The 13,026-nt window shown below is 54.7% G+C and carries 7 protein-coding genes; 2 read left to right on the forward strand and 5 right to left on the reverse strand.

The window, feature by feature from the left end:
• Positions 1-236: 236 nt before the first annotated feature.
• Positions 237-2,720, forward strand: a complete 2,484-nt coding sequence (locus AB1598_03665; protein MEW6144099.1) for a PAS domain S-box protein — start codon at positions 237-239, stop codon at positions 2,718-2,720.
• Between the two features lie 68 nt (positions 2,721-2,788).
• Here the strand turns inward: AB1598_03665 and AB1598_03670 are convergent, their stop codons facing one another.
• Genes AB1598_03670 through AB1598_03680 form a run of 3 tightly spaced genes read right to left on the reverse strand, consistent with a single transcriptional unit; the run spans position 2,789 to position 7,639 of the window.
• Positions 2,789-3,913: an ABC transporter permease gene (locus tag AB1598_03670; GenBank protein ID MEW6144100.1), complete on the reverse strand. Its 1,125-nt coding sequence runs from the start codon at positions 3,911-3,913 to the stop codon at positions 2,789-2,791.
• Entirely contained in the window at positions 3,913-6,654 is a 2,742-nt protein-coding gene (gene rbbA, locus AB1598_03675) for a ribosome-associated ATPase/putative transporter RbbA (protein ID MEW6144101.1), read from the reverse strand. Before rbbA ends, AB1598_03670 begins: the two co-directional genes overlap by 1 nt.
• Positions 6,638-7,639, reverse strand: a complete 1,002-nt coding sequence (locus AB1598_03680; protein MEW6144102.1) for an HlyD family efflux transporter periplasmic adaptor subunit — start codon at positions 7,637-7,639, stop codon at positions 6,638-6,640. Before AB1598_03680 ends, rbbA begins: the two co-directional genes overlap by 17 nt.
• A 340-nt stretch (positions 7,640-7,979) precedes the next feature.
• On the opposite strand from AB1598_03680, the gene AB1598_03685 reads away from it, so the two are divergent.
• Complete coding sequence (locus tag AB1598_03685; protein ID MEW6144103.1) at positions 7,980-9,539, forward strand: hypothetical protein; 1,560 nt, start codon at positions 7,980-7,982, stop codon at positions 9,537-9,539.
• Between the two features lie 198 nt (positions 9,540-9,737).
• Here AB1598_03685 and AB1598_03690 read toward each other — a convergent pair whose 3' ends face one another.
• Entirely contained in the window at positions 9,738-11,510 is a 1,773-nt protein-coding gene (locus AB1598_03690) for a S53 family peptidase (GenBank protein ID MEW6144104.1), read from the reverse strand.
• Between the two features lie 230 nt (positions 11,511-11,740).
• On the reverse strand, positions 11,741-12,139 hold the full coding sequence (locus AB1598_03695; protein MEW6144105.1) for a hypothetical protein: 399 nt from the start codon (positions 12,137-12,139) through the stop codon (positions 11,741-11,743).
• Positions 12,140-13,026: the final 887 nt, after the last annotated feature.

The following is a 13,026-nucleotide window of genomic DNA, read 5'->3' on the forward strand; positions in this document are numbered from 1 at the left end:
GCGTCGTTATTCCATTTTCTTTAATATCGGTCGCCGCTGGCCATCTCTATTTACAACTCACCCCAAGTGCACTATTAATTTAGACGTGAGGACTTTGAACAGAATTTGGCCGGAGTCGACGACAAAGCCTGTTAACTACCCGAGTTGCCTGTTAATTTCCGAAAGTCCATTCCCGGCGCTGCCGGTCGAACGGTAAAAAGCACGGTGAGATTCCGTGAAAAGTCCGAAGGTCGGAAATGAAAGAGGACAATAAGACAAAGAAGCAGCTCCTGACCGAGATCGAAGGGCTCCGTCTCGAATCGGCCCGTTACCGAGAGAACGAGAAAGAGCTCGCCCGCCGTGTGGAGGAGCTCTCCGTATGTATCCGGAGCATCGGTGACGGCGTGATCGTCGCCGGGACGGACGGCTGCATAATGCTTATCAACAGTAAGGCTGAGGAGCTCACCGGCTTCACCCCGGGAGAAGCTGCAGGGAAGCCGCTCGGGGAGGTCCTGCGTCTCTATAATGATAACGACAGGGAAAACCCTATAGATCTCGCGAACCGGGTTCTGGAAACGGGCGAGAAGCTCGGTCTGCCGAGAGATACGGTTCTCGTCACGCGCGACGGGTCATCCCGTTTCGTCTCGGCGAGCTTCGCCCCTGTAAGTTACGAGGAAACCGACTTCAGGGGAGTGGTCGTGGTGTTCCGCGATATAACGAGGCTCAGGGAAACGGAACGGGGACTGATAGAGAGCGAGAAGAAATACCGCACCATCATCGAGAACAGCTACGATCTAATATACGAGGTGGATTCCGGGGGGAACATACTCTACGTGAACCCGATCTGCCTCGAGCTTACCGGATACACGCAGTCGGAGCTCCTCGGGAAAAACGCCTTCGATTTCATGCATCCGGACGACATGCCGGCTGCGCTCGCCGTCTTCATGCGCGCCGTGTCTAACCTCACCACGGAGAAGGCTACGTTCAGGGCGCTCCACAAATCGGGGGAATACCGGTGGCTCGAGTGCGTGGGCAAACCGTTCCTTACGGCCGCGGGGGAGATACGCGGCGTCATTATCACGAGGGACGTTTCCGAGCGGAAGGCGAGGGAAGAGGAGCTCCTTGCGCTCAATACACTGATGAAAGCCGTGCACAGGTTCCTCGATCTCCGCGAGGTCTACGACGTCGCGCTCGACGTGATAATGAATATGGAAAACATGGACATGGCCATAATATATCTCGTGGACGGGGAGAGGAAGGAGGCCGTCGTGCAGGCGAGCAGGAACTTCCCCGAACATTATCTGGAGAGGGCGGGGAGGATACCCAGCCCGAGGGGGCTCACCTGGAAGGTCATAAACTCAGGCGCGGTCGTGAACATCGAGGACGCGCAGAAGGACGGGGAGATCGGGCCTGCGGGAAGGGAGCTCGGGCACCACAGCCTGCTGGGCATACCGATATTCCTTGAAAACGAAGTTATAGGCGTAATATGGTTCCTCGGCTACAAGGAGCGGAAGTTCAGCGAGCATGAAGTCCGCCTCCTCTCGGCGATGGGGGACCAGATCGGGATAGCGATAGCGAAGGCGAAGATGCTCGAGGAGATCAAGTCGGCCCAGGAAAAGCTCGTCCAGTCGGAGAAGCTCGCCTCCCTCGGGCAGATGATATCGAGCATCGCGCATGAAATAAACAACCCCCTCACCCCGGTCGTCGGTTATTCGCAGAGGCTGCTGGCGATGCCCGGTCTCGACGATAACGAGAAGAAATCGCTCGAAATCATAAACGTCTCGGCCCAGAGGGTCGCGAAGATAATCGAGAAGCTGCTTTCGTTCTCGAGGAATTACACACCGCAGAGGACGTATGAGGACATAAACGCGCTCGTGAGGGAGTGCGTGGATTTCAGGGACTACCAGCTGAAGCTCGGGAACATAGAAACGGTCACCGACCTCGATGAGGGGATACCCAAGACAATGGTGGATTCCGCCCAGATGCGGCAGGTATTTACGAACATCATTCTCAACGCCGAGCAGGCGATGAGCGGAGGGGACATCAGGGGGCGCCTGAGAGCCGTGACCAGGCTCAGGAACGGGAGCGTCATAGAAATCACGTTCGAGGACAACGGCCCCGGAATACCTAAAGACGTGATCGGAAAGATTTTCGACCCGTTCTTCACCACCAAGGAGCCCGGCAAGGGCACGGGCCTCGGTCTCGCCGTTGCATACGGGATAATTAACGAGCACGGCGGGGAGATCCGCGCGGAAAGCGCTCCGGGGCAGGGTGCGGTTTTCGTAGTCAGCCTGCCGGTGTTGGGAGAGGCTGAAGTGCCGGTCGTGCGCAGCGAGGAGCGCGTACGGAGGAGTTCCGTGGGTGCCCATGACAAGAGGATGCTCATAGTCGAGGACGAAGAGCTTGTCGTCGATCTGATAAAAGGCGTACTGGAGAATGACGACATCGCCATAGATATCGCCAGGGACGGCGAGGAAGCGCTCGCCAAGACCGTTTCCCGCGAATACGATCTGATAGTCTGCGACATCAAGATGCCGGGGATGGGCGGGATCGCGTATTACAACAGGATCAGGATATTGAACCCGCCGCTCGCGAAGAAGATCATTTTCATAACGGGCGACCCGAGCAGCGAGACGATGGACTTCCTGAAGACGACTGGGAACGAGTATATAACAAAACCGTTCAAGGTCGAGCAATTCAGGTCGCGCGTGTGCGAATTGCTGAACACCGGTCAGGATTGAGTCCCGCCTGCGTTTTCCGCCGCGGGAGGGCGCCTTTCATCCCGTGTTCATGTCCTCGTTCTCCCGGGTCATGTCTGCGCTGCCGACATCACCTTGCGGAAGCGGATCAGGGCGGAAATCAAAAATAATACTCCAAGAACGACCACGGCTCCGAAGTCGCGCCAGACTGCGCTTATACCCGCGTCGCGAAAGAGCACGGCCTGCGCGAATCCGACGAAGTGTGTCGAGGGGGAAAGCTGCATGAATAGCTGGAGCGGAACAGGCATGCTGTCACGGGGGGTATATGCGCCCGAGAGCAGCGACATGACGAGGAAGACCGGAATCGCGAGGAGCCCGAACTGCGGCATCGAGCGGGCTATTGTCGCAAGGAATATTCCGAGCGATGTCACGGAAAAGAGATAGGCTATAGTCCCGGCCACGAACAACGGAATCGAACCGGCTATCGGGACGCCTAACAGCCACTGGACGACTAAATACAGGGACATTGTGGAAGCGGCCACTATTATTAGTCCGTTCGACCAGATCTTGGCGAGCATTATATCGAACGGGCTTAAGGGCATGACCAGCAGGTGCTCGATCGTACCGTGCTCCCGCTCCCTTATCAGCGCGGCTCCGGTGAGTATTATGGCCATCATCGTGATATTGTTGATTATCTCCATCACGCTCTGAAACCACCTGGATTCGAGATTGGGATTGAATTTCGACCTGATGACTATGTCGACGGGGGTCTCGTAACTCTCTCCTTTGAGAAACTCCTGCGTCTCTTCGAATATGATGTTCTGGATGTAGGCGGCGCCCCTCCCGGCAATGCTCATGGCGGTTGCGTCCACGTTAAGCTGTATGTCGGGTGTTTTGCCTGACAGCAGGTCCTTCTGGAAGTCAGGAGGTATGTCTATTACAAAAGCGTATTTCCCCGAATCCATGCCTGCGTCGATCTCCCCGACCGTGATCATGACCGGGGGCTTGAAGTATGGATCGAGGAGGGCGTCTCTAAAGCGTCCGGAGAGCGTGGAACTGTCCTCATCGGCGATCGCAATCGACGCGTTCTCGACGTCGGTGCCGCCGCTCTCCGTAGCCTCGTAGACAGCGAACGTAAAGGCGTACACGATGAGGAACACAAGAAAGAGGTCGTAGCGAAAACTGTAGAGCTCCTTAATCCCGAGCCTGTAGATGTTGTCGAGTCTTTTGATCATCAGCTCTCCTGTGTCTTAAGCAGTAAAAATCCGAGGACGGTATACACTAGCACGAACACCGACAGTGCCGCATAGTCGATCGTCAGGTCGGAGAACGCGAGCGCCTTCGAGATTATTCCGGCGCTGATTTTCTGGAAATAACCGTACGGAAAGAGGAGACCCATTATGTTAGCCCCGCCCGATAGCGAGGAAACCGGGGTCAGGAGGCCCGAGAAGTTTATGGCGGGCACGGTCGTGATGATCGCCGTTGCGAATATGGCCGTGATCTGGGTCTTCACGAACGTCGATATGACCATTCCGAATCCGGTGGTCGATATCACGTACAGAAGGGCGCCGAAGGCGAGCGCCGTAAAGCTGCCCTTGACCGGGACCTTGAACAGTAACAGGGAGAGGAGGACCAGCGTTCCGAAATTAATCAGGCCGATAAGCACATAGGGAGACTGCTTCCCGAGCAGGAATTCGAGCCTCGTCACGGGAGTCGCGTAGAAGTTGCTTATCGAGCCCAGCTCCTTCTCGCGTACTACGCCCACCGCTGTCATCATAGCGGGTATGAATACCAGGAGCATCATGATAATCCCGGGCACCATTGCGAACACGCTCTCGAAGTCCTGGTTGTACCTGAATCTCGTCTCTATGTTCACGGGCAGATGCATCGGCGTCATGCCGGGGCTCCCTCCGGCCAGCTCTTCAAGGTATCTCCTGTGCACGCCCTCGACGTAGCCGCGGCTGGTCTCGGCCCGGAACGGCATCGCCCCGTCGAGCCACACCCCGACTTCAGGGCTCGCGCCTTGCTTCATGTCCTTTCCGAAACCGGGCGGAATCTCTATTGCGAGCCTCAGCTCGCCGCTCCTGAGCCTGTTCTCGAGCTCCGCGGGGTCATAGATCGGGGTCTCTTCTCTGAAGTAACGGGACGAGGAGAAGTTATCGAGATACTCCCTGCTCTCCGGGGTGCGGTCGAGGTCGAGCGCTGCGTAATTGAGATTCTCGACATCGAACGAAATGCCGTACCCGAAAACGATCATCAGTATAATCGGTCCCAGAATGGCGAATGCGAGCCGTATGTAATCGCGTTTTATCTCCATGGTCTCGCGGCGCGCGTACGCCCACATGCGCCTCGGGCTGAACAGGCGGTCGTCACGGGCCCTCGTGCGGTTATCGTTACCGCTTATCCCGGGCTCCGCCGTTTCTTCGGATCCCGCGCTCACCTCCTTTAGGTAGGAAATAAAGGTTTCCTCAAGGTTGCCGCAGCCTCTATTACGTATCAGCTCCGCCGGCGCTCCCTGCGCAAGCACCTCACCCGCGTGCATGAGGGATATGCGGTCACAGCGCTCCCCTTCGCTCATAAAGTGGGTTGAGATGAATATCGTCACGCCTTCCTTCCGCGAAAGCTCTATCAGGAGCTCCCAGAACCCGTCTCTTGCGACCGGATCGACTCCCGACGTAGGCTCGTCCAGAATGAGTATCTCCGGGCCGTGTATAACCGCGACAGCAAGCGACAGCCGCTGCCTGATACCGAGCGGCAGTTTTTCTGTCAAGACGTTCTCCACGCCTTCGAGTCCGAATCTCTCTATCATCTCCGCAACGCGCCCACGAATATCGTCCCTCCCGATGCTGAAAATCCTCGCGTGGAGAACGAGGTTCTGTCCCACTGTCAGCTCGTTGTATAGAGAGAAGGATTGAGACATGTACCCGACGCGCATCCTGGTCGCCAAGTCGCCCGAATTGACGGGCTTTCCGAAAAGGGACGCTTTCCCTTCGGATGGCGGCAGGAGTCCGGTCAGCATCTTCATTGTCGTCGTCTTGCCGCATCCGTTCGAGCCGAGGAAGCCGAATATCTCGCCCTGCCGGATGCGGAAGCTCACGTGGTCGACCGCCGTGAAATCGCCGAAGCGCTTCGTGAGACCGTTTGCCTCGATGGCGGTCATCCCGTCCCGCGTCTCATGTGGAGGGATGACGAGTTCCCGGTGGCTCTTCCGCACTTCCTCAGGCAGCATTCCTATGAACGCTTCTTCCAGGCTCCTGAAACCGTTTCGGGTTATAAGCTCTTCCGGAGTGCCTGAAGCGAGTATCCTGCCCGCGTCCATGGCCACGAGCCAGTCGAAGCCCTCCGCCTCCTCCATGTATGCGGTGGCTATCAAAATGCTCATGCCCTTACGCCGTGACCTGATGCGGTCTATGAGCTCCCAGAACTGTCTCCGCGAGAGCGGGTCAACGCCGGTCGTGGGTTCGTCCAGTATGAGGAAGTCCGGGTCGTGGATGAGCGAGCAGCAGAGACCGAGCTTCTGCTTCATGCCGCCCGAGAGCTTGCCTGCGGGGCGGTCGTAGAAAGGGGCGAGGCCCGTGCCCGTCAGCAGCTCTTCGATCCTCCACTCCCTCTCTTTTCGGGGCTGCCCGAAAAGCCTCCCGAAGAAGTCGATGTTCTCGTATACCGAAAGGGTAGGGTAAAGGTTTTTCCCGAGTCCCTGCGGCATATATGCGATGAGCGGGCAGACGGCGTTTCTGGCGGAGGCGGCCGACATGTCTCCGCCGAGGACCTCTACTTTGCCTGACTGTATCTTTCGCACGCCCGCGATAAGGGCGAGCATTGTCGACTTGCCGACGCCGTCGGGACCGATGAGGCCCGCCTTGCATCCGGCGGGGATGTCGAGCGTGACATTGTCGAGGGCTATGGTCTTACCGTATCTATGACTTACGTTTTCGAGTCTTGCGATTGCGCCGGAGTTGTCATTTTGAATATTCATGCGGCATCTCGGGGAAGCGGTCTAGATATTCGGGCCATACGGCGGCCGGGTCGATCCGGACGTAGGCTACACCGGGCAGTCCTGCTTTTACCCATGGCTCGTATTCCTTCAGGATTTCCGGATCGATCTGGACCTTTACGCGGAAGGCGAGTTTCTGCCGCTCGTCCGTGGTTTCCACCTCTTTGGGCGTGAACTGGGCTTTCGACGCGACGTAAGTCACCTTTGCGGGGACCGCGTACTGAGGCGCAGCGTCAACGACAATGCGCGCATCGGCTCCTATGCCCAGGCTCCCCGCTTCTTCGGTGGAAAGGAAAACGGTCATGTAAACGTCGGTGAGGTCGATAACGGTCAAAACTTTCCCGCCTGCGGGGAGGACTTCGCCCGGCTCGGCCAAACGGTACTGGACCCTCCCGCTGATCGGGGTCTTGAGTGAGCTGTCCTCCATATCCGTCATAAGCCTGTCTCTATCCGCTACCGCTGCATCGATCGCCGCTTCTGCATTGGCCACGTCGGCCTCTGCGGCATCGAGCATGGCATGCGCCGCGTCGTAAGCCGCCCTGTCGCTATCCAGTTTTTCGAGGGGAATGTTGTCGTTTTCGTAGAGTCTTTCGGAGCGCGCTAAATTTCTTTTCGCTAAATTGAGATCGCTCTTTCGCTGGGCTACCATGGCTATGGCGACGTTTCTCTGCTTGTTTGCTCCGATTATGTTAGCCTCGGCCTGTCTCAGCTGGGCTTCGAGAGACTTCGTGTCCATACGGGCTACGGTCTGCCCCGCTTCGACCATGTCCCCTTCGTCGACGTATATTTCCGATATTCGCCCGTAAAATTTTGTGGCGATATCCACATCGGTAGCTTCGATGCGCCCGTTCCCCGATGCGAAACCGGTCAATGGCTTGGGCCGGAGATAGAACCACCACACGGCAAACCCGGCTGCGATCAGGAGGACCAAAATCACGATCGGGGTGATTCTCTTCGGCTTGCTCATATTCGAGATAAGTATTCTAACAGGCGTCCGGTATATGTCACATTATATGCCAATCGGCGCAGAATTAAATTTCCGCAAAAGTCTGCACCCCCACTCCGAATAATATCTCGAGCAGTGAATGAGGATGATAAAAGAATGCCGGGCTCTCGTCCCTGTTTTTAAATATTATGCAGGAGACGATCCGGGTTCCTGTACTAATTTCTGACATTCGACACCTAAGCGTTTCAAAAAGGCAATGATCACGGCGCGGGGATAATTGGCATATTACTTTCAAGCTTATTAGCGGTGGAAAATCGAAGTTGTAAATATCCGAAAACTAAATCCAAGGAGGTAGGGAGAGATGAATAAGGCCAAATGGCTCATTCTGTTCGTGCTGGCTCTTTTTACGGCCGCACCTTCGTTCGCAGTCAATTTTAGTTTGGGCGGCTTTCCGAGTTACATGCGTACGAGAGCGCGTTACATCGGTAACGCAACCTTTATATCTGCGTTGAGCAGACAGAACGCGATAGACCTCGGTTTCAACAATAATGATGACAATATATTTTTCGCGGATACTACTCTGCGCCTAACCCCTCAACTCGTTCTCAGCGATTCCGTCGTCATCAGGGCACAGCTGAACGTGTTTGACAACAACATTTGGGGCGGTTCCACGACAGAGCTTCTGGGCGGACGCAACACTGTCGTCAATTCGAACCTATCGTTCAGCGACAGGTTCAGGGGCGCTATCCTGACCGGTCCTTTAGCTATAGACGACCCCGGGTTTTTCGACGTGAGGTTCCTTATGGCGGATATAGTCCTCCCTCATAACCTCGGATTCGTCAGAGTCGGACGCCAGCCGTTCGACTGGGGTATCGGCATGTATCTGAACGGCGGGTGGGACCCTTATTCGGACCTGGGAACCATATTCGACAGGTTCCTCTATCTTAAGTCCTTCGCGGCGGGTTCTTCGTCCATAACCTTCGTATTCGTCTCCGACATACTTTCCGGAGGCAACAGCGTTGTTACGGGAAACGGAAACGGCTACGACATCGGGGCAGCGGCCCTTATATTCAACAATCCGAACGTCGCGGGCGGCAACCTGACAGTCGCAGGTTTCGTATTCCCTTACATCCACCAGGACTCGGTCGGCACTTTCCCGACGAGCGGTACGGACCCGGGGGTTCCGCCTAACGCAGGCGCATCGACCAGCGGTGTTAACCTCGACCAGCTTGTACTTTATTCGGGTCTTATCGACTACAAGTCCGACCTCTGGAGACTTGTCGGCGAGATGGACGCGGTCTGGGGAACGCTCCATGTGGACGGAGTCGGAGATATCGACATAGACGCTTCCAACATCGTGTTCGCGGCGCGCGCGGAAGTATATCCGGGCTGGCCGATGAAGATAGTAGCGGCCGAATTCGGATGGGCGAAGGGAGACGACCTGAGCACGGGCTCGATCGAGGGAGGCATAGTATACTTCAACCCCGCCTACAACCTCGACAACCTTCTCTTCAAGAACATGATCCCGAACATCTACCAGGTTGAGAGCAGCGTTTTCAACGCGTACTACGCGAGAGCATGGGGAACTGTGAAGCTCATCGACGAGCTCTCCTTCACTCCCCAGGTGGTAGTGGCTTTCAACGAAGAAACGGATAACCCCTACCCGGGTGTTGAGAGCCTCGATGCCTACATGGCTACGGAAGTCGAAGGTACGCTTACCTGGCACATGTACCCTGGGGTCAACCTCGACCTCATCGGCGGCATAGTGTTCCCGGGAAGCAGCTTGGATACGCTCCTCGAGGCGCAGGCGGCCAATACTCTCGCGGCCAACCAGATTGAGTCGGACGGCGTGCGTTACAATGAAACGCCTTTTACAGTGCAGGGCAGGCTGATGATCTTCATCGACCAGTTCTTTAAATAGTAAGCAATACACCGGGGCAGCGGGCGGCAAAACGCCGTCCCTCCCCTGTGTAATAAAATATTCCCCTTCCCTTATCTCCTTTGTTGGTTTTAAAGTTCTGATTTGCATATGAGTGAGGGAAGGGGGTTTTATTTCCCGCCGTGTGTAGCTTCTTGATCGGGCAAACAGTTACGCGCCGGGAGTTGAATTCTGTTGAAGCTATCGGTTTCCCGAAGACGGGATCAGGACTTCGGCCAGGGAATTGATATTGAGCGAACCCCACCCGCTCGCCATGTCGTAGCGGGGCCCCGCGGTGCAGCAGCCGACGTCAAAGATGTCGTTGTTCCCGATCACAACGTCCTGAAAAACACCGTCGTAGGCATTGCTGTTCGCGAGTTTGTAGATAATCTCGTAAGTGAGGTCGAGGGTTGTGCCGTTTTCCTCCGCGGCCTGGAGCACTAGGGCCATGGATGCGGCGAAGAAGGGCGTCGCCGCGCTCGTGCCCCCGTTATCGAACCAGCCTCTCAGCGAGTCGTTGATGACGTAGCCGGGAAAAGGATCGGCGAAGAATGCGACGTCGGGCGTCGTCCTCCTGAAGCCCTTGATTTTCGTTCCCTTCTGCCAGAGAGGTCTCGATAGGAACCTGCTTTTGCCGCCACCGCCGGCTCCAAACTTTTTGTTGTAGGGAGCGGGGAAATCCCGGTCGTTCCATACGCCCTCTCCCTTGATCGTGTTGTCCTCGTTGAGCGCAAGGTTCGTCCCGCCGACGCCTGTGACGTATTGCGACGACGCGGGATACTCGGCGGACTTGGTCTTGGTCTTCTTATCGTGGTGGTAGCATGTGGAAGAACCGCTGTCGCCCGCGGAGATAAATACGTGAACCCCCGAAGCGGCCGCGTTCATGAATACGTATTCCATCATGCTTATTGCAGCGAATCCCCATTTAACCTCGCAGTTGCCGAGGCTCCCCGACATAATCTGCACGGGAACCCCCGCCGTGTGCTTTGTGTTGAGCGGCGCGGAGAAGAGCGTGACCCAGTCGGCCAGGGAATTGAGCTTCTTTTGAAAAACGTAAAGCCCCGAGAGCTTGGGGGCGATCATAAGAACTATCTCGATATCGAGAAACGGTTCTCCGTCGGGTTTGAGCTCGTCGCTTCCGAGCTGGACGACTGTCGGAACGACGGGATCGGAAATTCCGAAACAGGATGCGAACTCATCGATATTCGATTGCTCGAATCTTGTGCCTTCTACAAGAGCGAAAGTGATTCCCTCTCCCCTGTAGCCCTGCTGATGAAGCTCGTCGATCCCGTAGGCGGTTCGAAGCTGGTTGGGGGTGAAGCCCTTCCGTTTTAATGCATCCCCGCAGCCTTCGCGGGTCCCTGTGACCACCGGGGAGCCGGGCGTATCTATGACGACGGAAGGGCTGATGGCCTCGTCGGGATCGTTGGGTTCAGGGACCTCCCATAGAGACGGTTCGGTGCTCAGACCCAGCACCTCTGTCACGAGCCCTCTGAGCTCTGACGGAAGCGTGGGTGGAGTAAATGGAGCAATGAAAGTGTCTTTGTCTATTTTGTAATAATAAAGCTGTGTGTCGAAGAGCTCGTTCAGCTGCCTGACCGTTGCCTGGCCGAATAAGAATCCCCCCGTATGATCGACTTCCAGTGAGATGCCTCGTTCATGCAGATAATCCTGAACCCTCTCAATGACGGATTCGTCCGCTCCGAACTCTTCCGCGATTTCCGATACGTTCCTGAAATCGTGGTAGTACGGAGAGTCGGGGTCGTGGATCTCATCTATTCTCTCAGCCAGAAATTCCTGTGAACGCTCGAGCCCTAGGACAATATTCAATACGGTACCGTCTTCGACCGGACCTTCAGCGACAGCCGATGGGTCGGGCTCATCGTCACCGAATACGTTGAACGTGTTGTCGGAGGAATCGCATGAAACGCAGAAAAGAACGACAAGGATTAGCGGTATAAAGAGTTTTTTCATCCCCGAATTATAATGATATTTTTTGGGGTATGAAAGACGATATTTAAGTAAGAGAAATAAACGGCATGTCCCGCCTCGCTCCGTGCAGCGGCCGGCATCCGCCGGCATACCAGCGGTAAGCACATGATGAGAATTTCCCTTTATAGAGCGGTTGATCGGAATCGTTTATCAGCACGCATTAGCAGTTGGAAAAGTGCAATACTAACCGCAGGCTTATTGCCTTTTCGGGGTTACTTGTTTATCGCCCTGACAGCCTTACTGTTATCCGATGTTTTAAACACGCAGACCGAAGACCTGCCCGTTCCGGTCGTTCCGTACATATAATTGATGTTGATGCCTGCGTCGGAGATCTTTTCCGAGACCTTCTGTAATTCACCGATCTTGTTCGGCATTTCCACCACGACGACGTCTTCTTCTTTGGTCTTGATTTTTAGTTTGTTGAGCAGCTTCTTTGCCCTTGCATTGCTGTCCGTGCTTAACAGGAAATATGCGGACTTGTCTTGCTCGTATGCGCATATAGCGTTGATATTTGCCTTGGTGCCCGCGACTGCAGTTGCAATCTCCGATAGCAGACCTTTCTTGTTCGGTATGGTAAAGCTAATCTGTTTTACCCTTTTTGCCTTTGACATGTTTAGCCCTCCCCGTTTACATATAATATAAATTTTACTCTCATTTTATCGATTAATCCAAATGTGATTCTTTACCCTGCTTCGGGAAAAGTGTTCAGTCCCTCGACATTACTCAGGTCACAGGGTATCGGCTGTGATTGGCCGGCACGCAACGGAGCCACGGAGATATCAGCTATGAGCACACATTGTGTGTGCGTCCCCGAGAGAACAATTGCGAAGGAGTGAGCAATTGGACGCCTTTGGCAAGGTGCAACATTGTCAATGTGTTTTGGAAGAAGTTGCGTCCCCGAGAGAACAATCCCGAGCGGGCGAGGAATTGGTCACCGATGGTAAAGTGCAACACGGTCACTTTTCTTTGGGAAATTAATGCGTCCCCGAGAGAACGGTTGCGACGAACAGGAGGAACCGGACGCCCTCGAACTAAGGCAGCATGGTCATTAGCTACGGGAAATTAATGCGTCCCCGAGAGGATTCGAACCTCCGACCCCAGGATTAGGAATCCGTATTGGGGGATTTTCGTAACTTTCTGCGAAGATTTGAATTATTGCAAGTTGCCGCTAAAAAAGGGTTTTCATTGATTCCATATGGTCTACTGATTCTGTATGGTGCCAAGAATTATGGATGGTTCTTTGGCTATTCTTTGGTAAAGAAAGAGGTGTTGCTTAAAGCAGTTTAACAACCTGAGGGACAATAAACCCTACCATATTTTATTCCATGAGTTATTCCTTTCAACTAAACGAGTTTGATGCATTTGATTGTTAATGATAAATTTCCTATAACCTTTTGTACACATTTATTAAAGGATGAGAGCAGTGTGCCAAATGGTTTGGTAAGAGGATGTAGTTGCAAGCATTTATTTCTATTCAATATTAGCAAAATTTAAATGC

The sequence above is a fragment of the Thermodesulfobacteriota bacterium genome, from assembly GCA_040754335.1.
In the GTDB taxonomy this organism is placed as follows: Bacteria; Desulfobacterota_D; UBA1144; order Nemesobacterales; family UBA2774; genus 2-12-FULL-53-21.

What these genes read in the sequence shown, in the direction of transcription:
- AB1598_03665 (MEW6144099.1), top strand. Translation starts at nt 237, where the DNA reads ATGAAAGAGGACAATAAGACAAAGAAGCAGCTCCTGACCGAGATCGAA.
- AB1598_03670 (MEW6144100.1), bottom strand. Translation starts at nt 3,913, where the DNA reads ATGATCAAAAGACTCGACAACATCTACAGGCTCGGGATTAAGGAGCTC.
- rbbA (MEW6144101.1), bottom strand. Translation starts at nt 6,654, where the DNA reads ATGAATATTCAAAATGACAACTCCGGCGCAATCGCAAGACTCGAAAAC.
- AB1598_03680 (MEW6144102.1), bottom strand. Translation starts at nt 7,639, where the DNA reads ATGAGCAAGCCGAAGAGAATCACCCCGATCGTGATTTTGGTCCTCCTG.
- AB1598_03685 (MEW6144103.1), top strand. Translation starts at nt 7,980, where the DNA reads ATGAATAAGGCCAAATGGCTCATTCTGTTCGTGCTGGCTCTTTTTACG.
- AB1598_03690 (MEW6144104.1), bottom strand. Translation starts at nt 11,510, where the DNA reads ATGAAAAAACTCTTTATACCGCTAATCCTTGTCGTTCTTTTCTGCGTT.
- AB1598_03695 (MEW6144105.1), bottom strand. Translation starts at nt 12,139, where the DNA reads ATGTCAAAGGCAAAAAGGGTAAAACAGATTAGCTTTACCATACCGAAC.